General features: G+C 41.3%; 21 protein-coding genes. 14 read left to right on the top strand and 7 right to left on the bottom strand.

The window, feature by feature from the left end; all coding sequences use genetic code 11:
• Positions 1–163 precede the first annotated feature (163 nt).
• From HXT46_RS01315 to HXT46_RS01325, 3 genes are all read left to right on the top strand, one after another.
• The gene (locus HXT46_RS01315) at positions 164–2,197 is read left to right on the top strand and encodes an ABC-F family ATP-binding cassette domain-containing protein (RefSeq protein ID WP_421786138.1); all 2,034 of its coding nucleotides are present in this window, start codon (positions 164–166) and stop codon (positions 2,195–2,197) included.
• Between the two features lie 86 nt (positions 2,198–2,283).
• On the top strand, positions 2,284–3,048 hold the full coding sequence (gene rph, locus HXT46_RS01320) for a ribonuclease PH (protein WP_421786140.1): 765 nt from the start codon (positions 2,284–2,286) through the stop codon (positions 3,046–3,048).
• A gap of 54 nt (positions 3,049–3,102) precedes the next feature.
• Positions 3,103–3,795, top strand: coding sequence for a non-canonical purine NTP pyrophosphatase (locus HXT46_RS01325; protein WP_004116970.1), 693 nt, complete (start codon positions 3,103–3,105; stop codon positions 3,793–3,795).
• Positions 3,796–3,852: 57 nt separating this feature from the next.
• Here the strand turns inward: HXT46_RS01325 and rfbA are convergent, their stop codons facing one another.
• From rfbA to HXT46_RS01350, 5 genes are all read right to left on the bottom strand, one after another.
• On the bottom strand, positions 3,853–4,752 hold the full coding sequence (rfbA, locus tag HXT46_RS01330) for a glucose-1-phosphate thymidylyltransferase RfbA (protein WP_004112125.1): 900 nt from the start codon (positions 4,750–4,752) through the stop codon (positions 3,853–3,855).
• Between the two features lie 14 nt (positions 4,753–4,766).
• Complete coding sequence (locus HXT46_RS01335; protein ID WP_174190999.1) at positions 4,767–6,209, bottom strand: sugar nucleotide-binding protein; 1,443 nt, start codon at positions 6,207–6,209, stop codon at positions 4,767–4,769.
• A gap of 98 nt (positions 6,210–6,307) precedes the next feature.
• Entirely contained in the window at positions 6,308–7,342 is a 1,035-nt protein-coding gene (gene rfbB, locus HXT46_RS01340) for a dTDP-glucose 4,6-dehydratase (RefSeq protein ID WP_174191000.1), read from the bottom strand.
• 57 nt (positions 7,343–7,399) lie between these two features.
• The gene (locus tag HXT46_RS01345; protein WP_373271522.1) at positions 7,400–8,071 is read right to left on the bottom strand and encodes an ABC transporter ATP-binding protein; all 672 of its coding nucleotides are present in this window, start codon (positions 8,069–8,071) and stop codon (positions 7,400–7,402) included.
• Positions 8,072–8,223: 152 nt separating this feature from the next.
• Positions 8,224–9,087 carry an ABC transporter permease gene (locus HXT46_RS01350; protein ID WP_004112141.1) on the bottom strand — a complete coding sequence of 288 codons (864 nt, stop codon included), beginning with the start codon at positions 9,085–9,087 and terminating at the stop codon, positions 8,224–8,226.
• Positions 9,088–9,413: 326 nt separating this feature from the next.
• Here HXT46_RS01350 and HXT46_RS01355 point away from each other — a divergent pair, with 326 nt between their 5' ends.
• Both HXT46_RS01355 and HXT46_RS01360 read left to right on the top strand, forming a co-directional pair.
• Complete coding sequence (locus HXT46_RS01355; protein ID WP_421786144.1) at positions 9,414–10,256, top strand: NAD-dependent epimerase/dehydratase family protein; 843 nt, start codon at positions 9,414–9,416, stop codon at positions 10,254–10,256.
• A 65-nt stretch (positions 10,257–10,321) separates the two neighbouring features.
• Positions 10,322–11,293, top strand: coding sequence for a glycosyltransferase family 2 protein (locus HXT46_RS01360; RefSeq protein WP_004112145.1), 972 nt, complete (start codon positions 10,322–10,324; stop codon positions 11,291–11,293).
• 39 nt (positions 11,294–11,332) lie between these two features.
• Here the strand turns inward: HXT46_RS01360 and HXT46_RS01365 are convergent, their stop codons facing one another.
• Complete coding sequence (locus tag HXT46_RS01365; protein WP_004112148.1) at positions 11,333–13,027, bottom strand: glucosyltransferase domain-containing protein; 1,695 nt, start codon at positions 13,025–13,027, stop codon at positions 11,333–11,335.
• Positions 13,028–13,190: 163 nt separating this feature from the next.
• Here HXT46_RS01365 and HXT46_RS01370 point away from each other — a divergent pair, with 163 nt between their 5' ends.
• The 6 genes from HXT46_RS01370 (at position 13,191) to glf (ending at position 20,882) form a co-directional block, all read left to right on the top strand.
• Positions 13,191–14,477 (top strand): glycosyltransferase family 2 protein, encoded by a 1,287-nt coding sequence (locus tag HXT46_RS01370; protein ID WP_101888596.1) that lies wholly within the window; start codon positions 13,191–13,193, stop codon positions 14,475–14,477.
• Positions 14,478–14,565: 88 nt separating this feature from the next.
• A complete protein-coding gene (locus HXT46_RS01375; RefSeq protein WP_004115812.1) occupies positions 14,566–16,479 on the top strand; it encodes a rhamnan synthesis F family protein in 1,914 nt (637 codons plus the stop codon).
• Positions 16,472–17,569 carry an acyltransferase family protein gene (locus HXT46_RS01380; RefSeq protein ID WP_004575007.1) on the top strand — a complete coding sequence of 366 codons (1,098 nt, stop codon included), beginning with the start codon at positions 16,472–16,474 and terminating at the stop codon, positions 17,567–17,569. Before HXT46_RS01375 ends, HXT46_RS01380 begins: the two co-directional genes overlap by 8 nt.
• Before the next feature lies 1 nt (position 17,570).
• Entirely contained in the window at positions 17,571–18,452 is an 882-nt protein-coding gene (locus HXT46_RS01385; RefSeq protein WP_004115801.1) for a glycosyltransferase, read from the top strand.
• Between the two features lie 19 nt (positions 18,453–18,471).
• Entirely contained in the window at positions 18,472–19,599 is a 1,128-nt protein-coding gene (locus tag HXT46_RS01390; protein WP_415682179.1) for a glycosyltransferase family 2 protein, read from the top strand.
• A gap of 56 nt (positions 19,600–19,655) precedes the next feature.
• Positions 19,656–20,882, top strand: a complete 1,227-nt coding sequence (gene glf / locus HXT46_RS01395) for a UDP-galactopyranose mutase (RefSeq protein ID WP_174190705.1) — start codon at positions 19,656–19,658, stop codon at positions 20,880–20,882.
• A gap of 215 nt (positions 20,883–21,097) precedes the next feature.
• Here the strand turns inward: glf and serS are convergent, their stop codons facing one another.
• On the bottom strand, positions 21,098–22,384 hold the full coding sequence (gene serS / locus HXT46_RS01400; RefSeq protein WP_421786146.1) for a serine--tRNA ligase: 1,287 nt from the start codon (positions 22,382–22,384) through the stop codon (positions 21,098–21,100).
• A 78-nt stretch (positions 22,385–22,462) separates the two neighbouring features.
• Here serS and trxA point away from each other — a divergent pair, with 78 nt between their 5' ends.
• The 3 genes from trxA (at position 22,463) to HXT46_RS01415 (ending at position 25,847) form a co-directional block, all read left to right on the top strand.
• On the top strand, positions 22,463–22,849 hold the full coding sequence (trxA, locus tag HXT46_RS01405) for a thioredoxin (protein WP_004112182.1): 387 nt from the start codon (positions 22,463–22,465) through the stop codon (positions 22,847–22,849).
• 133 nt (positions 22,850–22,982) lie between these two features.
• Positions 22,983–23,987 carry a G5 domain-containing protein gene (locus tag HXT46_RS01410; RefSeq protein ID WP_421786149.1) on the top strand — a complete coding sequence of 335 codons (1,005 nt, stop codon included), beginning with the start codon at positions 22,983–22,985 and terminating at the stop codon, positions 23,985–23,987.
• A gap of 201 nt (positions 23,988–24,188) precedes the next feature.
• The gene (locus HXT46_RS01415; RefSeq protein ID WP_004116956.1) at positions 24,189–25,847 is read left to right on the top strand and encodes an MDR family MFS transporter; all 1,659 of its coding nucleotides are present in this window, start codon (positions 24,189–24,191) and stop codon (positions 25,845–25,847) included.
• Positions 25,848–26,194: the final 347 nt, after the last annotated feature.

Below are 26,194 nucleotides of genomic sequence, written 5' to 3' on the forward strand. Positions count from 1 at the left end.
TGTTGTTGATTTTGGTGTGTTGAGCTACAAAATGCGGAGTTGTTTTCCCGAGTTTGTACCAAATTTGATCTAAATCACGTACAATCTCGGGCAGGTCCTGTCGTTCGCGCGGTCTAAGCGCTTTACCGCGCGTAGTATAGTAGCACAGCTATATTTGTGAGTTATGCCTACTTATGATTTGGGACTAGAACGCGTATCGCTTGAATTTGCAACAAAAACTATTTTTAGAAATGTGACTCAAGGCGTTTTTGAGGGAGACCGTATAGGAATTGTTGGAAAAAACGGAGACGGAAAATCCACGCTTCTTAAGCTTCTTGAGGGTAGTATGGACCCAGATTCTGGCAGAGTTACGCGTAGAAGCGGATTGACATTTGGCATTTTAAGCCAGCGAGATCCGCTAGACGATAATGCTACGGTTCGCCAAGCCGCATTGGAGAATCGCCAGGATTATGAATGGGCTGCTGATTCAAAGTCTCGCGAAATTGTTGAGGCTCTTTTGGGCGGAATCAATCTTGAAGCTAAAGTTGGTACGCTTTCTGGAGGTCAGCGTAGGCGCGCGGATTTGGCTAGGTTGCTGTTGCATGATTGGGATATTTTGGCTTTGGATGAGCCTACGAATCATCTTGACGTGCTTACAATTCATTGGCTCGCAGAGCATCTTTTGCACAGGTGGCAAGACGGCGAGGGTGCTCTTTTACTAGTTACGCACGATCGATGGTTTTTAGACGAAGTTTGCTCTTCTATGTGGGAAGTTCACGATGGTGTGATTGACCCATTTGAAGGCGGATACAGCGCGTACATGATGCAGCGCGTTGAGCGCGAACGCCAGGCGGATGTTCGCGAGGAGCGCAGGCGTAATCTGGCTCGTAAAGAGCTTGCGTGGCTTTCTAGGGGTGCTCGTGCGCGTTCTACCAAGCAAAAGTTTCATGTTAAGCAGGCTCGTGAGCTTATAGCAGATGTTCCACCTATGCGAGATACTCTTGAGCTAAAAAGAATGGCAACTTCACGTCTTGGTAAGCAAGTTGTTGATTTGATTGATGTTACGCAAATTTTTGATGATTCGTCAAATCCTGCTGGAGCCGATGCAGATATTGTAAAATCGCCATTTTCCCAGCCTACACATGATGGTAGCGTTACGATTTCTGTAGACGAATCGCAAGCAGCCGCACAGTCGCAAGAATCGCAACTATCGCAAGAAGAATCGTCATTAAAAGAAACGTGTGCAGCATTACAAAAAACGATTAGCGGCCGCATGATTTTAGACAATCAAACGTGGCTAATAGGACCTGGAGACCGATTCGGCATAGTAGGAGCTAATGGCGCTGGAAAATCAACACTTTTAAGCATAATCGACGGCTCTTTGCGTCCAACTAAAGGGCACGTAAACATTGGTAAAACTGTAAAATTTGCTGTGCTTTCTCAACGATTAGAAGAGCTGGAAAAGCTTGGAAAATATAAAGTCAAAGAGGTTTTGAGTAGATATAAGCCAAGTTACATAATCGACGGCAAAGAAGTGACTCCTGGTCAACTTATGGAGAGGCTTGGTTTTAAGCCAGAGCAGCTTATGACACCAATTGCAGATCTTTCAGGCGGCCAGAAACGCCGCATGCAATTGCTTTTGATTCTTCTAAACGAGCCAAATGTGTTGATAATGGACGAGCCTGGAAACGATCTAGACACCGACATGCTTGCAGTTATGGAAGATTTACTAGACACATGGCCAGGCACTTTGATTGTTGTATCTCACGACAGATACTTGCTTGAGCGAGTGACTGATCAGCAATTTGCATTGATTGACGGCAAGATTCGCCATCTTCCAGGCGGAGTTGACGAGTATTTAAAGATTATGGAAGACTATGAGCGCGCAAATATGCAAGAATCTAAGGCAGATTTTGAGGCGAGTTCTAGGGCGGTTGCTGGCGATTCGTCAGATGCGGATTCTGCGGAAAAATCCAATCAAAAATATGAAGCAAAATTAAGCGGAAAAGCTTACTACGATGCTACTAGAAGAGTTTCAGCAATAGAGCGAAAACTAGAAAAGCTTGAGGAAGAAAAAAGCGAGATTGAGCAAAAAATGGCTAGCCATAATCCTAGCGATTTTGTTGGCTTGCAAGAGCTTAACGAGAAGTTACAGGCGAATCAAAGTGAGTCGAGCGCGTTAGAAGAAGAGTGGCTTGCGCTTAGTGAGCAAATTTGATGCAAAAGTCTACAGTTTTTGCATTGCGATTTTGCTCAAGATTAATGCTGCATGCTAGTTAATGCCGCGTGCTAGATTGTTGAATTATGGCTCAAATTAAGGATATGTTGGAATCTGTAAAACCTATTCGCTTTGATGGCAGAGATGTAGACGAGTTGCGACCAGTAAAAATCACGCGCAATTTTACAAACGTGCCAGAAGGCTCCGTTTTAATCGAGTGTGGTAACACGCGCGTTATGTGCACTGCCACTTTTACTATTGGAGTTCCGCGTTGGAGACGAGACACTGGTTTAGGTTGGGTTACAGCCGAATACTCAATGCTTCCAAGAGCCACTGCCGAGCGCACTGATCGCGAGTCTATTAAGGGCAAAATCGGCGGCCGCACGCACGAGATTAGTCGCCTTATTGGTCGCTGCCTTAGAGGTGTTATAGATATGAAGGCAATGGGTGAGTGTTTGATTCAAATTGATTGCGATGTTCTTCAAGCAGATGGCGGCACGCGTACAGCTTCGATTACGGGCGCATATGTTGCTCTTGTAGATGCGCTAAATTGGGCAGAAAAGCACAAGCATATTCGTAGTGCTAAAAACGTTCTTAAAGACTCTGTTTCTGCTGTTTCTGTAGGCGTGATTAATGGCACTCCAATGCTTGATTTGCCGTATGTAGAAGATAGTCAAGCAATGACAGATATGAATGTTGCTATGACTGGTTCTGGCAATTTTATTGAGATTCAAGGCACTGCGGAACATCGCCCGTTTAATCGCGATGAGCTTAATGTTTTGCTTGATTTGGCAGCTAAAGGTAATCGTGAGCTTCAGGCTGCTCAGCGCGCTGCTTTAAGTCAAAATTAAATAAAGTTTATATCTATATCTGTTTATTCGATAAATTACTAAGGAGTGGCGAGCGTGAAACTTGTTGTGGCAACGCATAATGAGGGTAAACTCGTTGAAATTAAGCGGATTCTTAACGAAGAGTTTGTGGAAATGTCGGAGCATATTGAGCTTGTTACTGCTGGCTCTTTGGGGCTTCCAGATCCAGTAGAAACAGGCGTGACTTTTGAGCAAAATGCGTTAATCAAAGCTAGAGATGTTTCTTTAAGAACTGGTTTGCCTGCAATAGCAGATGATTCAGGTTTGATTGTAGATGTTCTCGGAGCTGCTCCAGGAATATTGTCTGCGCGTTGGAGCGGTGTTCATGGAGATGATAAGGCGAATAATGAGCTTTTGCTTAAACAGCTTGAAGACATTCCAGATCAGTGTAGAACAGCACGATTCCGCTGTGCTGCAGCTTTAGCTATTCCTAAGGGTTGTGGTGAAACAGAACTTGAAAACAGTATGTGGAAAACAAATGGTTTTGAAACTGTTCGCGTTGGAGAAATGGTTGGTAGACTGATTAGAGTTCCACGCGGAGAGAATGGTTTTGGTTACGATCCGCTTTTTGTACCAGATAATCAGCCTGTTAGAAATGGCATTCAAATGCAGGATTTGACAAGTGCTCAGCTTAGTCAAGAAGAGAAGAACGCCATTTCACACAGGGGCAGTGCGTTACGAGCGCTTTTGCCAGAGTTAAAAGCTATGTTCCTTGGGCAAACTAAGTAAATAAACTAAGCAAACCAGAAGTAAACTATCTGATTTGTAAAATTGGATTTGCGATTTTTAATCTGTGAACAAATCTTTAGATATGATAATGCGATTTTCAGCAACCTGCTTTAAATGCTTGCCATAATTGCTTTTACCATATTTTTCTGCCGACTCAAGCAAACGCTCGCGACTAATCCACTGGTTTTCGTACGCAATCTCCTCAAGAACTGCGATTGGCAGCCCTTGCGCTCGCTCTATTGTGCGCACAAATTCGCCAGCTTCGTAAAGCGAGTCCATTGTGCCAGTGTCTAGCCACGCGTATCCGCGACCAAGAGTCATAACGTTTAGTGAGCCATTTTCTAAGTACATTTTGTTAAGGTCCGTAATCTCAAGCTCGCCGCGTGCGCTCGGCTTAACTTGTTTTGCAAACTCTGTAACTCTGGAATCGTAGAAGTATAATCCTGTAACAGCATAGTTCGATGCTGGGTGTTCTGGTTTTTCTACTATGCTAACGGCTTTGTGATTTTCATCAAATTCCACAACGCCGTATCTTTCTGGGTCGTCTACGTAGTAGCCGAATACTGTAGCACCGTGTTCTACGCGTGCAGCGTGCTTTAAAATAGCTCCCAGGCCATTTCCGTAGAATATATTGTCTCCAAGCACGAGCGCGCAAGAATCGCCGTTTATAAACTCTTCTCCGAGTATAAATGCTTGAGCAAGACCGTCTGGCGATGGCTGAACTTTGTAAGATAAGTTGATTCCAAATTGTTCTCCGCTTCCAAGTAGCCTTTCAAAATTCGGCAAGTCTTGAGGAGTAGAAATCACAAGAATATCTCGGATTCCAGCCATCATAAGCACGCTAAGAGGGTAATACACCATTGGCTTATCGTAAACTGGCAAAAGCTGCTTAGACGTTACTGTAGTAAGTGGGTATAGGCGTGTGCCAGAACCGCCAGCAAGAATAATGCCTTTCATCTTTGAAACATCCTTTACTTGTTGTTTTGTTCAATTCTATTTACGTAAGACTCAAGCAAATCTTCCCAATCGCATGGCGTAAATCCAACGGACTCGATTTTTTGCAAGTCAAGTGCGCACTTGTGTGGTCTAGGAGAGCCATTAGATATGCGCGTGTAATCGTCTACGCGATTTGCTTCGATTTTGCTTGTGTCTACATTAAGTTGTGTAAACACTTTTTGAGCAATATCGTGCCAAGACGCGATTTTTCCTGAACCTGTAAGATTGTATGTTCCGTATTGTGCTTGAGTGTTTAGAAGATGGAACATGCCTTTTACTAAGTCGCTTGCAAAAGTGAGTCTGCCAGTTTGATCTATTGGCGCTTGAACACTAACAGATTCGCCATTTTTTAAACGGTTTGCAAAGTCAATCATGCGCGTTACAAAGTTTCGTCCTTCTCCGACAATCCAGCTTGAGCGAATAATATAATGCTGTGGAACGTTTGCTACTAGAGAATCTGCTGCAGCTTTTGTTTCGCCGTACACGCCTAGTGGTGCAAAGTCTTCGTTTTCTTTGTGATTTTCTTGAGTGCCGTCGAAAACATAGTCGCTTGAGATGTGCACAAGAGTAATGTGGTGTTCTTGCGCTATTTTTGCAAGATTTGCCACTCCTTTAACGTTGCTATTCCACGCGGCTCTTCGCCCTTGTGGCGTTTGCGCGCCATCTACAGACGTGTATGCTGCTGTGTTAATAATCGTTCCGTACAAATCCCAGTCGTAGCGGCTGTAATCGTCTTTATTTGCTATATCGAAGCTATCTAAGTCTACGTACTCAAATCCTTCTAAATCATGCTCTTGAGCATAATTTTGTATTGCGCGACCAAGTTGACCGTTGCATCCAGTTACAAGAGTGCGTTTTGATGCCATTGGCTTTGCGTTTTTTAGCATTGGGTGGTGTAAGTCAGCTTCGCTTCGCTCGGATTCTTCTAAAGGTATTGGCCAATTAATGTGTAAATCTGGGTCTGCAAGGTTTACAAAAGTGTATGTTTTCTTTTGCTCTAGTGACCAATGTGCGTTTACTAAGTAAGTGTATGCCGTGCCATCTTGCAAAGCTTGGAAGCTGTTTCCTACGCCTCTAGGAACGTAGATTGCTTTGCTAGGGTTTAGTGTGGTTGTGTACACTTGACCGAAGCTCTGCCCTGGTCTTAAATCCACCCATGCGCCAAATACTTCGCCAGTAGCAATGCTTATGTATTTATCCCATGGCTCTGCGTGGATGCCTCTGGTTACTCCGCGTTTTTCGTTGAACGAAATGTTGTTTTGTACGGGTCCAAAGTCGGGGAGACCTAGAGCCGTCATTTTTGCGCGCTGCCAGTTTTCTTTGAACCATCCGCGGTTATCTCCGTGTACTGGAAGATCAAACACGATTAAACCTGGAATATTGGTTTTTGTAACGCTTAGTTCTTTTTCAAATTCCATAGCATCCTACAAATTCTTTATTTTTGATTAGATTTATGACTATTTTTGGCTAGATTTGCATACAATTTGTATACAAGCAGACTTGACTTTTAGGCGATTCACTGCCCTTGAGCTTTGTACTTTGCTTCGGTTGCGCTTTTAGAGCCTTCCCACCATGCTCGATTTTCCGTGTACCATTTGATTGTTTGCTCTAAGCCTGTTGTAAAGTCTGTGTGCTTTGGCTTCCATCCAAGCTGCGTTTGTAGCTTTGTGCTGTCGATTGCGTAGCGGCGGTCGTGGCCTGGGCGATCTTTTACAAGGTCAAAGTCGTCTGCATCTTTGCCCATCATTTCAAGAATCATGCGCAAAACTGTTATATTGTTTTTCTCGCCATTTGCGCCAATCAAGTACGTGTTTCCAAGCTCTCCCTTTGTGAGGATTGTCCAAACAGCACTGCTGTGGTCTTCTGTGTGAATCCAATCTCGAACGTTTAAGCCTTGACCATACAACTTTGGCTTAATGCCTTCTAAAATATTTGTGATTTGGCGCGGAATAAACTTTTCAACATGCTGATATGGTCCATAGTTGTTTGAGCAATTGCTGATTGTTGTGTGCAAACCGTATGTGCGAGTCCATGCGCGTACCAACATATCGCTTGCCGCTTTTGTGGAGCTGTATGGGCTGGATGGGTGGTATGGCGTCTCTTCTGTAAATTTAGCTGGGTCGTCTAATGCCAAATCTCCGTACACTTCATCGGTAGAGATGTGGTGGTATCGAATCCCGTATTTTCTAACTGCTTCGAGTAGTCTAAAAGTGCCTTCAACATTGGTTTTAAGAAATGGTTCTGGGTTTGCAATGCTGTTGTCGTTATGAGATTCTGCAGCGTAGTGCACAATAGCGTCGTGCCCTGGAACAAGCTTATCTAAAAGCTCTGCATCGCAAATATTGCCGTGAACAAAGTCAACTCTATCTTCTGGCAATCCTGCAATGTTTTCAATATTTCCGGCGTACGTTAACGCGTCTAGTACCGTTACGTGCGTTTCTGGGTGATTGTTCACTACGTAGTGCACAAAATTAGACCCAATAAAGCCGCATCCGCCAGTTACAATTATGTTTTTTGGCTCAAAGTTTGTTGTGTTACTCATGTTTTCCATAATATCCTCTTATATGCCTTTTGCTTTTTAGTTTTGATTATTGTTTAAGATTGTTGTTTATGCTTTATTGTTTAAGCTTTCTCGCATTGCGTTAAATGCTGGCTCGGCTTGACCGTCGTAAATCATGTGTGAATGAGACAGCACTATGCAGCGAGAACAAAGTTGCTTAATTTGATCTTCGCTGTGCGAAACAATTACCATTGTTTGCCCTCGTTTTTGCTGCTCTTTAAGCCTAGTAATGCACTTGTGTTGGAAAGCTTCATCTCCAACTGCAAGAATTTCGTCGATTAAGAATATGTCTGGATCGCTGTGCGCTGCTACAGAAAACGCCAATCGTAAGAACATTCCAGAAGAGTAGAACTTAACTTCTGTATCCATAAAAGGCTCTATTTCGCTAAAGTCTACTATTGATTGGTATTTATCGTCTATTTCTTCTTTTGTCATTCCAAGAATTGCGCCGTTAAGATACACGTTTTCGCGACCAGTTAAGTCGGCAGCAAATCCTGCTCCAACTTCGATTAGTCCTGCGATTCTTCCGCGCGCACAAACTTCGCCTTCGTCTGGTTGCATAACTCCAGAAAGCATTTTAAGCATAGTAGATTTTCCAGATCCGTTCATGCCTATTAGTCCAACAGTTTCGCCGCGTTTAATAGTAAAACTAACATTGCTTAAAGCTGTAAAGTTTTGTGTCTCGTGCTTTTTAGACGGCGGTGTTAGCAAGTTTACAATCGACTCTTTAATCGAATGATTTGCTCGCAGCGAGAATCGTTTAGTAACGTTGGAAACGCTTAACACAACGTCTTCTGGAAGTGTGTTATAAGGCTTATTCATATATAACTCCTGCTGCTCTTAAAAGTAAAATCCACAAAATCTTAGTAAGCTTAAATTTCTTGAGCAAACTTGCCTTCAAGATGTCTAAATGTAACTTCGCCAATAAGTAGTACAGCAAATGCGACTACAAGGCTTTCGCAAAGTCTTAAAGACCAAGCTCCTGCAAATTGGAAAGTGCGATCTGTGGCATTTAGCCAGAATCCGCGGTGGAATGCTTCAACGCTTATTGCAATAGGATTTGCATAATACATCTCTAAAACCCATCGTGGTGCGTGGGCTGCAACCATTTGCCATGTGTAGAAGCACGGCGCAAGCCATACGGCAACCATTGCTACTAAGTCTGTAATATTTTCTGCATCTCTGTAAAAAACGTTTATTGCTCCAAAGAATAATCCAAGACCAAACGCAAACGTACACACGCTAATAAATCCGATTATTGCCACTATTACGCCTGCAAAATCTGGAATCCACCCCATGCATAAAGCTCCGATTATAAGCACGATTACTTGTGGGAAAAAGTGCACAAAAGCAACTCGTAGCGATGCAAGTGGGAATAGTTCTCTAGGAAGATAGATTTTTTGTATTAAGCCAGCATTAGAAAGTATTGATCTTGTGCAATTAGAGAATGCTTCTACAAAAAAGTTTGTTACTATAATTCCACTAAAAAGGTACAGTGGGTAGGCTTGAATTCCGCCTCCGCGGCCAAGTCCTAAGAAAATTCCCATTGCAACGTAGAACACTACAAATTGCGTTATTGGCTTTACGTACGTCCAAGCCATACCGAGCCACGAACCGCGATATCTTATTCGTACTTCTTTTTTTACAAGTAAGTCAAGCAAATAAAGGTACCTTGGAATGTCTATCAAACCTTTGCTTCTACCAGGGTGATAGATGGCGTCAGACTTTGTTGTCATCGCTGCCTTTCTTGCAAAATTTGCAGTGTGTATGCACATATAACTTTGTTAAGTTTACATTTATAACTTTGTTAAGTTTACATTTGGGGATTGATTTGATTCAATATTTGGCTAAATATTTGGTTAAATTATGCGCAGTATTGTGAGCAGTATTATGCGAGATATTATGTTCATCATTATATGTAATAATTTTAGCTTTTAGATTAGTTGTTAATGTGATTATTTTGTGATTATTTTGTGATTTTAATGTGATTATGTTGTGATTATTTTGTTCTATTTATTTTGGCATGTTTGAAAGTTTTTATACGCTGCTAAACTGAAAAATTATGAGTAAGCGAATTCTTGTTACTGGTGCTGGTGGGTATATTGGTCGTCACGTTGTTAAAGCTCTTTTAGATGCAGGTGCTAGCGTAATTGCTTCCGACTTGCGTTTAGATGGTGTTGATGAGCGCGCAACGCGTATTGAAGCGAATATTTTTAGCGATGATGCTGATTTGTTTGCAAAGCTTGGGTCTCCAGACGTTTGCTTGCACATGGCTTGGCGCAACGGTTTTAAGCATGCTGCAGACACGCATATGGAAGATTTATCGAACCATTACCGCTTTATTCGTATTATGCTTCAAGGTGGCTTAAAGCGGATTGCTGTTATGGGTTCTATGCACGAAGTTGGCTACTGGGAGGGCGCTATTGACGAGAACACGCCTTGCAAGCCAGCTTCAATGTATGGCATTTCTAAGAATGCTTTGCGTGAAGCTACTTTGCTTTTGGGTAAAGAGTATGATGCAACTGTTCAATGGATTCGCGCATACTACATTGTTGGCGACGACGCTCGTGGAAACTCTATTTTCTCTAAGCTTCTTCAAGCTGCTCAAGAAGGAAAGAAGACTTTTCCGTTTACTACTGGCAAAAACAAATACGACTTTATTAATGTAGACGTGTTAGCTAAGCAAATTGCTGCAACCGTTTTACAAGATAAAGTAAATGGCGTAATTAATTGCTGCACGGGGGAGCCTGTTTCGCTTGCAGACCGCGTTGAACGTTACATTCGCGAGAATAATCTTGATATTTCGCTTGAGTATGGCGCATTCCCAGATAGGCCTTACGATTCTCCAGCAGTTTGGGGAGATAATAGCAAAATCCAAAAGATTATGAGTGATTTTCTAAAATAGTTATTGCAAATCGTAACTTTTCTGGATTTTTAATGCTAAATTATGGTTTTTAGAAAGGATTAACATTGCGTGAAACATTGCAAAACAGCAAGTGCCCATGCATATATTTTGTTCTTCCTTGCTACAACGAGGAGCCTGTTCTTTCGCAGACTTCTAGTATTATTTTAAGCAAAGTTACTTTTCTTATTGAAAATAAGATTATTTCGGATTATAGCCGTATTCTTTTTGTGGATGATGGTTCTAGAGATTCGACTTGGAATATTATTTGCGATTTGCACCAGTCGAATCCTTCGCTTTTTGGCGGTGTAAAGCTTGCGCATAATCGTGGTCATCAAAATGCTTTGCTTGCTGGCTTAACTACAGCATATAAATCGGGTTGCGATGCTGCAATTTCCATGGACGCCGATTTGCAAGACGATGTTGATGTTGTTGATCAATTTATTGCAAAATATGTGGAAGGCTACGAGGTTGTGTATGGCGTTCGCTCGTCTAGAGAAACAGACACGTGGTTTAAGCGCAACACTGCATTAGCTTTTTACAGTGTTTTCAGATGGATGGGCGCAGAAACAGTTCCGAATCATGCCGATTATAGACTTATGGGCAAGAATGCGTTGAAGGCTCTTTTGGAATATAAAGAAGTTAATCTTTTCTTGCGTGGTATAGTGCCATCTATTGGCTTTAAGTCAACAAAAGTTGAGTATGTGCGTGGTAAGCGCAAAGCTGGTGTGTCTAAGTATCCGCTTAAAAAGATGATTTCGTTTGCTATAGATGGCATTACATCTTTTTCTACTAAGCCTTTGAGTTTTGTAACATTTGCAGGATTCGCGTCTATTTTAGTTTCACTATGCGTATTTGTTTATGTAATAGCTTCTGTTGTGCAAGGAAAAGCAGTTGCTGGCTGGGGTTCTGTTATGTTCTCAATGTGGTTTATTGGCGGATTGATTATGCTTTCAATCGGCATTGTGGGCGAATATATTGGAAAGATTTACATGGAATCTAAGCATCGCCCACGTTACGAGATTGAAACTACTATTTAGATATTTATATATTTAGGTATCTAAATTCTTAACTACTATTTAGTGCTTATTTTGCATTGGTTCAGAGAATTTTACGACTATATACTTGTTATCTAAAACAGTAGTGCATTTATCCGAAGGCCAAGAAGGCAGATTTTGTGCGGCCTTTTCTGCGTTTATATAAACGGATTCTAATACAGGATTTTTCATTTTAAATCCAGTAGTTGAGCGTATGAAACCAGTTTTTACCCATGTGCCGTGAAGAGTTGAGAATCCAATCTCAAACATTGATCGTCCAATAAGTTCAAGCTGATTTGACTTAAATTCACTAGGATTGTAGTCTGCTATGTGATTGCCAACGAATATTACTTTAAGAGGATTTTTATGATTTGCTTGTAGTACTTCTATTCTTCTAGCAACATCTTGAGCAATGTAATAGTCTTGGTTATAAGTCATGTATTCCGTGTAATACAAGCGATTTACTGTAAACGACTGACTTAATCCAATAATTGCAAGAAGAATGCATGCAATAATCGTTGTTAAAGTCTTTTTGCTAAATTGCATAATGTAATGCAACAAATACATGCATGAAAAAGCGCCAGCAAGCGGGTATGTTAGTTCCGTTCTAGCCGTGCCTGCTGTGCCGAGTATTACGCTCATCATCATAGGGCTTGCAACTATAGCAATAGCAAAAATAATAGTAAAAGCGTTAAGCTCTTTACGAATCACTTGAACAATAGTTAATAACACTAAAGCGATTAATGCAATTGTTATAAATACGCTATGGAATATTGTTCTTCCTAGATACATGTTTTTTGCATGCAAAAATATAGTATGAATGATTTTTGCTATAGGGTCTTTACCCCAACGCATTTGTTCTTTAATGTACGGATCTGTGAAGGTGTGGTTGGTAGCGATAACAATTTTATTCAAAATCACATAGCATGCATAGCTTGCTATAAACACGCAAATATACGTAAAAACGTAGCTTACTATGTTCTTGAATTTGCATGCATAGTCGCCCTTAACTATTAGTGTAATCATGGCTGTTCCAGCAATAAAAACAGTAGTCATTGCTAAGTAGAGAGTAAAACCAAAAATCGCAAAAATAAGTGCCATTAATGCGTATGCTAAAAGAGTTTTAAGTTCTTTACGATTTTGGTACGCGTTATGCGCACACATAAGCGACATGCTAACAAACATTAGCGCACAAGCTACGTCATCTCCCATAAGCAAGAATCCAAGCATTTCTGCAAGAATAGGAGCGCTTATAAAAGGAATCATAAATAAAGCTGGGTGGAATTTTGCGCCCAAATTGTGCGCTTTGCTAAACAAGTATGCCCATGTTGTTGCGGAAGCAAAAAGCGCAAGAATCATTAAGATTCCAGCTAATGAATTGTTATACCAGTATCTTCCTGTAACGTACTTAAAAGCCAGCAAGCCGAAGCGTTCTAGGCGAATCCAAGAATTGTAAAGAGCCTTAGATCTAGAGATCATTTCTTCTGTGTCTATAGAAAAAGTGTTAGAAAAAGCTTTTTGACCGTATGCAATAATCAAAAAAATCGCGCTTATTGCAAGTTCTGCAACATTAGATTTGCAAAAATCAATGAAGTCTTTAAAGGAATACGTTTTTTCTATAATTGCTCTAGTTGTGCTAGTTGAGTTGCTTTTTTTGCCGCATTTTGCAAGTGTAGCTGAATCTTGTAGTTGATTAGTGTTTAATTCTTTAATACAACTAGAGTCTGCTTGATTCATACTACAACCCTTCTATGTGTTTGACATGCATGTGCTACTTGTCACTAAAAAATATACTATAAGATTTTAATGCGTGACAACAATCTAAAAACTGATTGTGTTTAGTAGTACAATAGATATGATTTGTGCTATTTTACCGATTAGTGTGCAATGGAGACGATTTATGAATCCTGCAATTTCCGTGGTGGTTCCTGCGTACAACAAGGAGCCGTATATTAAGCAGTGCATGGATTCACTTGTTAATCAAACTTTTAAAAACATTGAGATTATTGTTGTTGACGACGCTAGTACAGATAATACTTTGCAAATTTTGCGCGATTATGAGCATAAAGATTCTAGAGTAAAAATTATTGCTAAAGATCATAATTGCGGTAGGCATGTTGCGCGTAAAACTGGTGTTCAGTCGACTAGCGGTGATTACGTTCTTTTTGTTGACGCAGATGATGAGATTGATCTTAAAGCTTGCGAAGTTTTCTACTCATACGTTACTAATAATCCTGCAGATATATTGCATTTTGGTGTTTCTATTCACCCAGAAGGCAAATCAGATGAAGATTTTGCATACAGCTACGATCAAATGTATGCGCAAAATAATGGTGATCAAACTGGCGATAATATTATTAAATCAACGTTTTCTAGTGATTTTCCGCATTGGACACCTTGGAATGTTATAACAGCGCTTTTTAAAGGTGACTTAGTTCGAGATGCGTTTAAAAAAACAGTTTCAACACGACTTTCTAAAGCAGAAGATGCTTACGAATATTTCGCTATTGCAGCCTTTGCTCAAACTTTAAAAGACTTAACAGCGTTTCGCGCGCTTAAATACCATATTGGCAGAGGAATTTCTGGAAGATCTAAGATAAGCGTTGAAAAATTTACTGTAGAACAACGAAGTGTTAAAGATGTTGTAAGCGCTGTTTACGATTTTGCTAATGATTTTGCTAAAGAGCCTTCGATGAAAAGTCGCAAGCAAACCATTGAAGAAGCCTCACGCTGGTTTGATAATCGTGGATTAAAAATAGTAAAAGATGAGTTCTTTACAAGACTAAAAGTCGAGGATTTTCAAGAAGCCATAAACGCTGTTATTGAAACATGGGGATTAGAACGCGCGTGCTCAATTGTGCTAGAAAAGCTTGTAGACCTTATGAATCAAGTTGTAGAAAGCGATTGCATAATAAAACACGGTTCAGTGTGTGATGTTCTTCTTAACGTTTATAGAAATATTAAACCAGATAGTTTTAAAGACAAACAAAACACAACTTACGATAAGCAAGTAGACTTAATGTCTTTGCATATTATGCAGGTTCATCAGCAAAAATATGAAGAAGAACAGAAACGTTTGCAAATTGAAGCGCAAAAACGTTACGATGCAATGCCAGTGTATAAGCGTTTTGCAAAAAAGATAAAAAATATGGTTAAAAACTTAACTAAATCAAAGAATGATAAATAAAGTCTAAAAAATAAATTTGAGATTAAACAAAATACAAAATTACACAATAGAATAATCAAGGATAATTAAGGGTAAATCAGGAGATAACATGATTTTGGAAAATCCAAAGCGCTTGGGCATTTTCTTCTTCTACGATGCGCAAGGTCACGCAGACCATTATGTGTCTACGCTGCTTGACGGATTCAAACCATTCTTTAACGAGCTTGCGATTGTAGTTAATGGCAAAATCGACGAGTCAAGCAAAGCGATGCTTAAAGGTTACGCGAACAAGTTTATTTTGCGCGAAAACAAGGGTTTTGACGTGTGGGCGTACAAAACTGCAATGGACTCTTACGGTTGGGCAGAGTTGGAAAAGTTTGACGAAGTAGTGCTATTTAACGCTACGATTATGGGTCCAGTTTATCCGTTTAGCGAAATGTTTAACGCTATGAACGCAAAAGACCTTGATTTTTGGGGCATAACAAAGTTCCATAAAGTTAATGGAGATCCGTTTGGATACAGTCCGTACGGATATTTGCCAGAGCATATTCAATCGCATTTTCACGCATACAGGAAAAGCTTTGTTCAATCCAAAGATTTTCAGGATTATTGGAACAATCTTCCACCAATCAACAGCTACTTTGAGTCTGTTGGATTGCATGAATCAGTATTTACAAAGCGATTTGCAGATAAGGGATACAAGTGGTCTGTATACGTTGATACGAGTGATTTAGAAGGCTATTCTTATGGCCCAATAACGTATGCTGCAAGGCAGATTGTGGAATACAAGCGATGCCCGATTTTTAAGCGCAGGTCTTTCTTCCACGATTACTCCGACGTTTCTACGCAATCTGTTGGAAACCAAGCATTAGACTTATACGAGTATTTGAAAGACCACACAGATTACAACACGGATTTGATTTGGGAAAATGCTTTGCGAAGCATGAATATGGCAGATTTGATGAAGAATCTTCATTTGCGATACATTTTGCCGCAAAATCATGTTGTAGAAAACTCGTCAACAGCTACATCAGAATCTACGGCTAAGCCAAAAGTCGCGTTGTGTATGCACTTGTATTACATGGATTTGCTAGATAAAAGTTTGCACTATATTCAGTCTATGCCGCAAGGATGTGACGTTATTTTAACTGTAGGATCGAAAGAAAACCAGCAAATTGTGAAACAGCGTGTGGAACATCTTCCATATGACGTAGACGTGCGGTTAATTGAAAATCGCGGTAGAGACGTGAGCGCATTCTTAGTGGGCGGCGGCGCAGATCTTATGAAGTACGATTACGTATGCTTTGCTCACGATAAAAAAGTCACGCAATTATCGCCTCGAAGCATAGGCGACGGATTTGCTTACAAGTGTTTTGAAAATATTCTTGCAAGTAAAGAGTATGTGCAAAACGTTATAAATCTGTTTGAAACGCATCCGCGACTTGGAATGGCAATGCCAACGCCGCCAAATCATGCAGACTACTTCCCAGGATTTACATACACTTGGGGTCCAAACTTTGAAGGCACAAAGAAATTCCTAGAAAAAACGTTAGGAATTAGCGTTCCGCTAGACGAAAACAAAGACGCTATAGCTCCGCTTGGCACAATGTTTTGGTTCCGTACAAAAGCTATGCGTGGGCTATTGGATAGAAAGTGGACTTACGAAGATTTTCCAGCAGAACCGCTAAAAATAGACGGAACGTTGTTGCACTTTATAGAGCGAGCATACGGGTATGTGCCGCAATCCAACGGATATTATGACGCATACATATTCTCGGATCACTTTGCGCGAATAGAAATGACTAACCTAGAATTCGATGTTCGAGAACTATCAAAATCTGTGAGCACGCCATGGATTAAACGCAATTTGGAAGAAACTTGTAGAGAAGTAATGCGCGGAAAGCGATTCCGTTACGCTGCTTTAAGAGTATTAAAGAGTATTGCAAAGCGAGTTTTCTATAAAACACTGTACATAGGTCAAAGAATTGTGCACATTGGTCGTAAAGGTAAAGAAGATGAGTGATATAAGCGTAAATACAGCTGCGACAAAACTTACGCGCGCAAAAAAACCGCGACTTTTCTACTTGGATTGGATTCGCGCAATAGCTGCGATTTTGATTGTTGTAACTCATTTTAACAATCCATATTTGGAGCCAATGCGGTTCTTCGTAAATAGACCGTTTGGAATCTACATTGGTGGATTAGGAGTATCGCTATTTTTGATTATTTCTGGCGCTGCTCTTATGTACAACTATGGCGATAGAGAAAGCCTGGATTTGCGCACATTCTACACAAAGCGCGCAAAAACACTATACCCAATGTTTTGGGTAGCATTCATAGTGGCGAATATTTTATTGTTTATTCGCAATAATGGATATATTTTTGTACCAAGGCATAAAATAACAGCAATTTTTTCGCTTTTTGGAATGGATGGTTATGCTTCTGCATTCGGCGTAGGTACTTTTTATGTTCTAGGCGAATGGTTCTTAGGGTTCATAATACTGTTTTACATAGTGTTTCCACTTTTAAGAGTTGGCGTAAATAAAATGCCAATAACAACTGTGTGCGTTGTGTTGGCTCTATACGCTGCAACAGTTGTGTTCTTTACTTTTTACCAGATTCCGCGAGTACCGTCTGATATTCTTTTAACAACAAGATTGCCAGAATTAGTATTTGGCATGATTTTTGTAAAGTTTATTAAAAAAGTGCCTTGTTGGCTTGCTGCAGTATCTTTTGTGATTCTTGCATTGCAACAATTAACGCATGTTTTACAAGGAAATATTGCCGTTACGATTGTAGGAATATTAGCATTTTTGCTGCTTTCTTATATTGGTGAACTTGTTAAAAGTTTTAAGCCATTAAGCGCGTGTACAAAATTTATATCCGCATATTCGTACCCGATTTTTTTGGTACACCATGTGTTAATAATGCAAGTGTTTACAGTAATATATCCAGTGTGGCTTAATCGCTGGCAAGCATACGGATTGCTAATCGCAGAGTTTGCGGTGATTCTTGTGCTTTCTGTAATACTCAAGCGTTTTACAAACTTGATTGTTGGTTTTGTGAGCAAATGTTGGGTGAAAATCGGCAGCAAGAATCGCAGTTTGGACTAACATGCGTATTTGTTCTGGAATAATCACCTATAATCCAACTTTAACAGACGTAAGCACGTGTTTAGAAGCGCTATGCAATCAAGTAGAGCGCGTAATAATCGTAGACAATGCGTCTAAAAATGTTAAAAGTTTGCAAGAAGTTGTAAGCAAATACGCAAACGTGACTTTAGTTAAAAACAGTCAAAATATTGGTTTTGCAAAAGCATTAACGCAAGTGTTTGAATGGGCAAAATCGCAAGGTTTCAACTGGGTTCTAACGCTTAACGACGATTCTGTTGTGCCAAGCAACATGATTAGCGAATACAAGAAAATCCTGGAAAATCAGGGAAGTCTTGTAAATCAAAAAAATTCAAAAAATTCCAAAATCGCAATTGTATGCTCTTTGCTAAAAAACCGTTTAGACGGCACGATTTTACACAGCAAATGCCACGAAGACGAATGCATAACGTCTGGAAGCTTAACAAGCGTAGAAGCGTGGCAGAAAATCGGCGGATTTGACGAATGGCTAGAAATCGACGGAGTAGACTTCGACTTTTCAAGGCGACTTGCGCGTGCTGGCTGGCAAATCGTAGAGTGCCAAAACGTTATAATGGAACACCAAATCGGCAAAGCGCGCTCAATAAACTTGATTATAAAACACCCAATCGTGTGGAATCACAATGCAAATCGCAAGTACTATATAGCGCGAAATATGCAAGTAGTGGATTACAAAATGGGAACATACTCGTATGCTAAGTCGTTGCGTGCAGTTGTGCGAGATATGATTTTCGTTGCGCTGTGGGAAAAGAATAAATTTGCGAAAATTCGCGCGATGATACGCGGATTTAAGGATGGGCAGCAAAAGATTCGTCAAATGCGCAAAGCAGAACAGAACGCGGTTTGAAAGGATAGAAATGATAGCAATGGAAAATTATGCTAAAAACGAAAATCCGCTAGTTTCTATAATCGTGCCAGTCTACAATTCTGCAAAATATTTGAGCGGATGCGTGGACTCGATTCTTGCGCAAACGTACAAAAACATAGAGCTGATTTTGGTAGACGATGGATCAAAAGACGACTCGGGTAAAATTTGCGATTCGTATGCATCAAAAGATTCGCGAGTTAAAGTAATACACCAACAAAACGGCGGAATATCGCGTGCGCAGAACGCAGGGCTTGATGCAGTGAGTGGGGAATTTATAGCGTTTGCAGACAATGACGATATTCTAGATTGCAAAAATATTGAGATTTTACTAAACGCTATTTTGCAAAGCGGAGCTAGTATGAGCAAAGCAAAATGGCGTCAATTTGGGCTAAGTAGCTTAGAGCAGATTAAAAAAGAAGCTGGTTTGGGTGCGCGCGGATTGGGTACGGAAAAATCGCAAGTAACCGCGCGTTTAGAGAACGCGACTCAAATAAAAATCGTAAAAAATCCTCTAAAAGCGTATCAAACTGTATTTTGCAAAATATTTAGAATAATCGGAAATAAGCTGGGCAAAAACAGCGAAGCGCGCTACTTTAACGAAGCGAATTGGTGCAGGCTTTACAAGCGAGAAATCTGGCAGGGAGTGCGATTCCCCGAAGGAAAGTTTGCGCAAGACACGGCGATGGCAAGCGTGCTGTACTCGCGCATGAATTGCGTGGCACATGTGGATGAAGTGCTGTATTACTGGCTGCAACGCGAGGATTCCGTAACGCATAAAATGCGAGACGCGGGCTTTTATCACGATCATATAGATGCAGTTCGAGCAAATTGGGATTTGTGCTTAAAGCACAATGTTGTGCCAGCAAGAAGCTACTACACAATGGTTGGAAACTTAAGGTATGAGCGATGCGCGCTGAAAAGCGGAGAAAATACGCTTAATGGCGGAAAAAGTAGCGACGCAGAAATCCAAAAAATATACGAAAAAAATTATGTTAAAGACGTAGAATTTGCTAAATCAGCTGTTAAAAAGCTTACGATTTTGCAGCGCGCGCAATGTTTTACTATGGCGTGTGTGAGAAATCTTGAAAAAATAATCTACGATTACAAAATCAAAAATATGAAGTAATGCAATTAAAAATCGAAGAGTAAGTGCAAATCAGAAAGCAAGAAATGAGTGGGAAAATGAGCGAATACCCAGATTTAGTAGTTGTTGGAGCAGGATTGTTTGGCTTAACTGTAGCTCAGCAGGCTGCAGAACGCGCTGGCGCAAGCGTTGAAATTATTGACGTGCGTAGTCACATTGGCGGAAATGCTTACTCGTATTTTGACGAGCGAACGGGAATTGAAATTCACAAGTATGGCGCACATCTTTTTCACACAAGCAACAAGCACGTGTGGGATTACGTGAACCGCTTTACAACGTTTACTAACTACGTGCATCGCGTTTACGCAACTCACGACGGCGAAGTGTATTCGTTGCCAATCAACTTAGGTACAATTAACCAATTCTTCCACGCGCATTATACGCCAGAAGAAGCTAAGGCTTTGATTGCAAGCCAAGCGGGGGAGTTTGCTGGCAAAGATCCGCAGAATTTGAACGATAAAGGCATTAGTTTAATCGGGCGCCCGCTTTATGAAGCGTTTATTAAGAATTACACGGCAAAGCAGTGGCAAACGGATCCTTCTAAGCTGCCTGCTGGAATTATCAAGCGCTTGCCTGTGCGATTTAACTACAATAATCGCTACTTTAAAGACACTTGGGAAGGATTGCCAACGGACGGCTACACAGCTTGGATGCAGCGCATGATTGACGATCCGCGTATTCACGTTTCGCTTGGCGTGGACTTTTTCGACGAATCGCAGCCGTTTAATAAGCACGCGTTGGCGGAGGCTGGAGTGCCGGTTGTTTATACCGGTCCGGTTGATAGGTATTTTGACTATGCGCTCGGCGAGTTGAAGTGGCGCACTGTGGACTTTAAGGAAGTGCGTTACCAGGAGAGCGACCACTTTGGCTGCCCAGTTATGAACTATTCGGATGCAGATGTTCCGTTTACGCGCGCAATTGAGTTTAAGAACTTTAATCCAGAGCGCGAGGAGGTTGAGGGCGTTGCTAGTGGTGAAGCTAGCGATTGCGCAACTTTCGTGCCAGGCAAAAGCGTTAAAGCTGGGGAAACTGTTGTGTGGCAGGAGTATTCTCGCGCTGCAACTCGCGACGACGAGCCGTATTATCCAGTGAATACTGAGGAAGATAAGGCATTGTATGCGCGCTATGCAGAGCTTGCTGAGGCGCAGCCTAACACTGTTTTCGGTGGACGTTTGGGCACTTACAGCTATTACGATATGCACAACGTGATTGATATGGCTTTGCGCGCTTACGAATCGCAAGTAGCGCCACTTATTGCTCACTAAATGCAAAATATAAATTAATAAAAATAAATAAAAATAAAGAGCTATACATCAAAAAGTGTATGAAACTAAACTGACTAAATTCTATTTCAAGAACATACATCAGAACAGTTTTATACACTTTTTGACATATAACCCAAAAGGAGAAGATTATTTGATACTAAACTAAATGATCTCGCGTGTCAAGATACAAAATTTAGACTCAAACTATAGTAAAGTCACGCTTCCCACTTAGTAGGCTCAATAACTTCTTTGCCACCCATATAAGCCTGCATAGCCTTTGGAATATCAATCGAACCATCTTCATGCTGATGATTTTCCAAAATAGCCACAAGCCAGCGAGTAGTAGCCAAAGTGCCATTAAGCGTGCTAACTGGGCGAGTTCCGCCATCTTCCATGCGTTCGCGAACATTCAAGCGGCGAGCCTGATACTCAGTGCAGTTAGAAGTAGAAGTAAGCTCACGGTAACGACCCTGAGTTGGAACCCAAGCTTCGCAATCAAACTTACGAGCAGCAGAAGAACCAAGGTCACCAGCAGCAGTATCAATAATGCGGTAAGGCACTTCCACCTTAGCAAGCATTTCCTGCTCCATACTAAGTAACTTCTGATGCTCAGCGCGAGAATCTTCCTGCTTGCAATAAACGAACATTTCTACCTTATCGAACTGATGCACGCGAATGATACCAGAAGTATCCTTTCCAGCAGCACCAGCTTCACGGCGGTAGCAGCTCGACCAACCGCAATAACGCAAAGCACCATTGCTTAAGTCAAGAATCTCATCCTCGTGCATACCAGCGAGCGCAACCTCGGATGTGCCAACCAAATACTGATCATCTGGCTCACGAAGGCGATAAATCTCGTCCGCGTGAGAATTCAAGAAGCCAGTTCCGCGCATTACTTCTGGGCGCACAAGCGTTGGCGTAATCGCAAGCGTAAAACCGTGCTCTTCGGCTTGGTCTACAGCCATAGTAAGCATTGCGATTTGCAATCTAGCCACAGCACCGCGCAAGAAGTAGAAGCGAGAGCCTGCAACCTTTACGCCTCTGCGCATATCAATTCCAGCAACGCCAGTTCCAAGAGTCAAATGATCCTTTGGCTCAAAGCCTTCTGCAGCAAAGTCGCGAGGTGTGCCAACTTTCTTAACTACAACGTAGTCATCTTCTCCGCCTTCTGGCGCTTCATCTTCAACGATGTTAGAAAGCTTCCACATTGCTGTAGTGTAGTCGGCAGTAGCCTGCTCAGATTCAGCCTTGTATTCTGCAACCTTTTGAGCAAGTTCTTTAGTCTGAGCAATAAGTGTGACTTTCTCGCTATCTTGAGCAGCTGCAACCTTTTTTCCTATTGCTTTCTGCTCTGCTCTGGCTGCTTCAAAAGCCTTTAAACTGTTGCGGCGCAAGTCGTCTGCACGAAGCACCTCATCGACGAGCTCAACGGACTCGCCACGCTTGCGCTGCGATTCCTTAACTACGTCGGCATGTTCACGAATAAATTGGATATCAAGCATGTTTTCTAGCCTAGTGCCGCAAGGCGACAGATACATATATAATGGCATGAATAAGTGATTGCACTAAAAGGGGTAAAAATGGCGGTTATTCATGCTACGCAAGATAATTTTGAGAAAATTGCTGGTACTAATGAAATAGTTGTTGTTGATTTTTGGGCAACTTGGTGCGGACCATGCCGAGCTTTTGGTCCTATTTTTGAACAAGTTAGCGAAAAGTTTGACGATGTTCCATTCGTTAAGGTAGACATAGACCAGTCTCCTGATTTGGCAAGTGCTGCGGCGATTAAAGCGGTTCCAACGGTTATGGTTATCAAACGTGGAGATGTTATTTATCGTCAGGCTGGTGCTTTGTTGCCAGCCGATTTAGAAGATTTAGTCAATCAAGCTAAGGCTTACGATCCTAGTAAAGATGATGAAGGTAATTCTGTAAGCGAATCAAGTGAATCTGAAAATGATGGGGAATAGTAGTAAGAACCTTGATTTTAAGCCATTCTCTTTGCATGAGTCTACAATTATACATACTTTGTGCAAAAAGCTGTATGAGGATTATTTATTTTTAGATTTACGCTTTGTGCATTAACTTCTACCAAGGAGAGTTATGACAAGTCACCGAAGGAAAACTGTTACACTTACCTCATTGAGTGTTCGTCAGTGGGCAAGAATTGTAGCGATTTTTGTTGGTTTTGTGTCTGTAGTAACTCTTGGTATTGCGTCTAGGAACTTTTATTCGGCATCAAAGAATCATTCTGTGAAGCCTTACATAACTGCTTATTCTGCTACAGATTCCTCTAATCAGGTTTCGCGTGGTACGTATCGTAATTCGCTTAAAAGTGTTAAAAAAGGCGCTACTTCTTACATAACTGTGAATATCAATGGGAGTCATCGTACTGTTCTTGGCACGGATTTTACAAACGTTAAGTCTGTTCTAGAAGCTGGAGATATTACTCTTGGGCCTAATGATGTTGTAGAGCCTGCACTTGATTCCAAGGTAACTGAATCGACAGTTATCAACATTAAGCGTGCAGGCGCAAAGCTTGAAACTTCTGATGAACCGATTGCTTTTAACACGGTTAAGAAGGAAACTGCAGCTCTTCCAAAGGGCACGGAAAAGGTTAAGGATCAGGGTGCTCCTGGCGTGATGGAAACAAGTAAGATTGTTACTCGCGCAGGTGATAAAGTTGTTTCGTCTAACGTTTTTGTATCGTTTGTTAAGCAGGCTCCAAAAGATAAGGTCATTCTTGTTGGCACAGGTGGAGCTAGCGTAGATTCAGATTTTGCATCTTCTATTGGTACTACAGTTCCTGCTGGTGAAATGCAGGAGTGGGCGCATTCTTGGCTTCTTTCTAACGGTTACAGTGAAGCTGATTTTACTGCTACAGTGTTTATTATTTCACATGAATCAGGTTGGCGTGTAAACGCTATGAATCCTTCTGGTGCATACGGTTTGCCTCAGGCTCTGCCTGGAAGAAAGATGTCTTCTATGGGTGCTGACTGGGCGACTAATTATCAGACTCAGCTTCGTTGGTTCTGGAATTATTGCAATGGTCGTTACGGTTCCATTCAGGGTGCCTACAGGCATTGGTTGTCTCATAGAAGCTACTGATTTGTATTATACTTGCTACTATTATGAATTTTGCGGCAATTGTAAGTTTGTGAGGATTATAGATTTATAGACGCACAGACTCATAGTGTGTACTTATAGATTTGTTTTAAGGCGATTATCGTAGAGTCAAGTATGTTTCTTGGTTTTACGATAATCGCTGATTATTTTATGCGTGTTGTGTGAATATGGAAGGAAATTTAAGTGACAATATTGCCTAGAAAATCATGGTTTAATAAGGGTGATGAATTTGCTAGTGAGCATGCTAGCTGCAAGTCTTTCGTGAACTTGTCTAAACTTAGTCATGCTCTTGTTGGTGAAGAAGCGTATAAAAACAATCGTCTTACGCGTGCAGCCTTGGTTTCTCTGGCGATTCTAACTTTTATAACTTTTATTGGCAATTTTGCGCAATTGCAGCTCACTGCTGCATTACCTACTATTGTGCGTGAGTTTAACATAAGTGTTACTACGGGACAGTGGCTTACGTCTATTTTTCAGCTGATTATGGCTATTATGGTGCCGCTAACAGCATTTTTGACTAGACGATTTTCTACTCGTCAAATTGTTATTACTTCCATGATTCTTTTTACTCTAGGCTCAGTTATGGCGTGGCTGAGTAATGATTTTATTATGGCGTTAGCTGGGCGAACTCTAGAGGCTATTGGCACTGGAGTTATGTGGCCTGTTCTACAGATTACTGTGTTTTCTGTATACCCAGTTACTCGTAGAGGAATGGCTATGGGTAGCGTTGGTATGGCAATGAGCATTGCTCCAGCAATTGGACCAACAGTTGGTGGTATGCAAACTGATTTTAATGGTTGGCGTTCTATATTCTTATCTCTTACAATTATCGGCGTAATTTCTATTATTCTTTCCATACTTTTCTTACATAATTTCGGTGAACATGATCGCTCTGCTAAGGCGGATTTTTTCTCCGTTGGACTTTCAATTGTTGGCTTTGGTGGAGTTATGTTTGGTTTCACAAACATTGAGTCTTATGGCATTTCAAATCCGCTTTCGTGGTCACCTATGGTTGTTGGAGCATGTGGAATAACGTGGTTTGTGATTAGACAATTGCGTGCGCGAGTTAAAGGAAAGCAGCCGTTGCTTGGAATAAGCGTGTTGAAGAATCGCTATTTTACGATTGGCACCGCTTGCGCATGTTTAACATTCTTTGCGTTTAGCTCAATTATGGTGGTTATTCCGCTGTATATTCAATCAGATCGTGGTTTTTCAGCTACTATGAGTGGTCTGGTATTGTTGCCTGGCGCGTTTGGAATGGCAATTTCGCAATATTTTGGTGGGCGTATGCTCGATCGTTTTGGTGTGCGACCTGTAGCAATGGCAGGCTCTCTTATTTTGCTTTTTGGCACAGTTATGATGAGCCTTATCGATAAAGACACATGGATTTGGTGGATTTCAATCTGGCAGTTTACGCGACAAATCGGCATGGGATTTTTGCTTATGCCTGTTACAACATGGTCTTTAAATTGCTTGCAACCTAGTGAGTTGGGCGATGGTTCTGCAGTCACTAATACAATGAGACAGCTTTGGGGTGCTATTGGTGCTCCAGTACTTGTTGTTACTATGGCTACTTTTACTCAGTGGTATCATATGCTTACTGGAGTTGGTTCTGCAGATAATTTGGCAGCCAGCATTTTTGGTGTTCAATGGACTTTGAGAATTAGTGCGATTATTACGGCTGTTATGGCTTTAATTGTGATTTTTGGGGTTAAAGGTGATGGGGCTGGTTCTGCTCATCAGCTTGCGCGTAAGGCGATTGATCGTATGCGCGTTTTGCATATTCCTCATGCGTCGGAGCATAAAGACGTTATGCACGATCACACGCATCATCAATACTGATATATTGCACGCTCTTTGACTTGTTTGCTGTTGCGCGCTTTCTTGTTTGGTATTGTGCATCTTCCTTGTTTGGTGTTGTAGGAGGGCTGGGTGTTTCTATGCTCGCTTGTTATAGCGCATTATTCTTTACTTGGTATTGCGCGAAGTTTGAGTATTTCTCTCCTCGCAGGCGCGACGACCTGACTTTTCGCTCAAAGCGTAGCGCGAAAAGGCAATTCGGAGCGCTGAGCTTGCTCAGGTTGAAAGCACGGTGTGCTTTCAACGCAAGCGAAGACGTGAGCGCGCTGTAACGCGAGAACGACATTCTCTGTTTACTGTTGCTAGAGGGCTGGCTAATTCTTGTCTCA

It is taken from the genome of Gardnerella sp. DNF01204 (genome assembly GCF_049244145.1).
Classification (GTDB): Bacteria; Actinomycetota; Actinomycetes; order Actinomycetales; family Bifidobacteriaceae; genus Bifidobacterium; species Bifidobacterium vaginale.

What these genes read in the sequence shown, in the direction of transcription:
- HXT46_RS01315 (WP_421786138.1), top strand. Translation starts at nt 164, where the DNA reads ATGCCTACTTATGATTTGGGACTAGAACGCGTATCGCTTGAATTTGCA.
- rph (WP_421786140.1), top strand. Translation starts at nt 2,284, where the DNA reads ATGGCTCAAATTAAGGATATGTTGGAATCTGTAAAACCTATTCGCTTT.
- rfbA (WP_004112125.1), bottom strand. Translation starts at nt 4,752, where the DNA reads ATGAAAGGCATTATTCTTGCTGGCGGTTCTGGCACACGCCTATACCCA.
- HXT46_RS01335 (WP_174190999.1), bottom strand. Translation starts at nt 6,209, where the DNA reads ATGGAATTTGAAAAAGAACTAAGCGTTACAAAAACCAATATTCCAGGT.
- rfbB (WP_174191000.1), bottom strand. Translation starts at nt 7,342, where the DNA reads ATGGAAAACATGAGTAACACAACAAACTTTGAGCCAAAAAACATAATT.
- HXT46_RS01350 (WP_004112141.1), bottom strand. Translation starts at nt 9,087, where the DNA reads ATGACAACAAAGTCTGACGCCATCTATCACCCTGGTAGAAGCAAAGGT.
- HXT46_RS01355 (WP_421786144.1), top strand. Translation starts at nt 9,414, where the DNA reads ATGAGTAAGCGAATTCTTGTTACTGGTGCTGGTGGGTATATTGGTCGT.
- HXT46_RS01365 (WP_004112148.1), bottom strand. Translation starts at nt 13,027, where the DNA reads ATGAATCAAGCAGACTCTAGTTGTATTAAAGAATTAAACACTAATCAA.
- HXT46_RS01370 (WP_101888596.1), top strand. Translation starts at nt 13,191, where the DNA reads ATGAATCCTGCAATTTCCGTGGTGGTTCCTGCGTACAACAAGGAGCCG.
- HXT46_RS01375 (WP_004115812.1), top strand. Translation starts at nt 14,566, where the DNA reads ATGATTTTGGAAAATCCAAAGCGCTTGGGCATTTTCTTCTTCTACGAT.
- HXT46_RS01380 (WP_004575007.1), top strand. Translation starts at nt 16,472, where the DNA reads ATGAGTGATATAAGCGTAAATACAGCTGCGACAAAACTTACGCGCGCA.
- HXT46_RS01385 (WP_004115801.1), top strand. Translation starts at nt 17,571, where the DNA reads ATGCGTATTTGTTCTGGAATAATCACCTATAATCCAACTTTAACAGAC.
- HXT46_RS01390 (WP_415682179.1), top strand. Translation starts at nt 18,472, where the DNA reads ATGGAAAATTATGCTAAAAACGAAAATCCGCTAGTTTCTATAATCGTG.
- glf (WP_174190705.1), top strand. Translation starts at nt 19,656, where the DNA reads ATGAGCGAATACCCAGATTTAGTAGTTGTTGGAGCAGGATTGTTTGGC.
- serS (WP_421786146.1), bottom strand. Translation starts at nt 22,384, where the DNA reads ATGCTTGATATCCAATTTATTCGTGAACATGCCGACGTAGTTAAGGAA.
- trxA (WP_004112182.1), top strand. Translation starts at nt 22,463, where the DNA reads ATGGCGGTTATTCATGCTACGCAAGATAATTTTGAGAAAATTGCTGGT.
- HXT46_RS01410 (WP_421786149.1), top strand. Translation starts at nt 22,983, where the DNA reads ATGACAAGTCACCGAAGGAAAACTGTTACACTTACCTCATTGAGTGTT.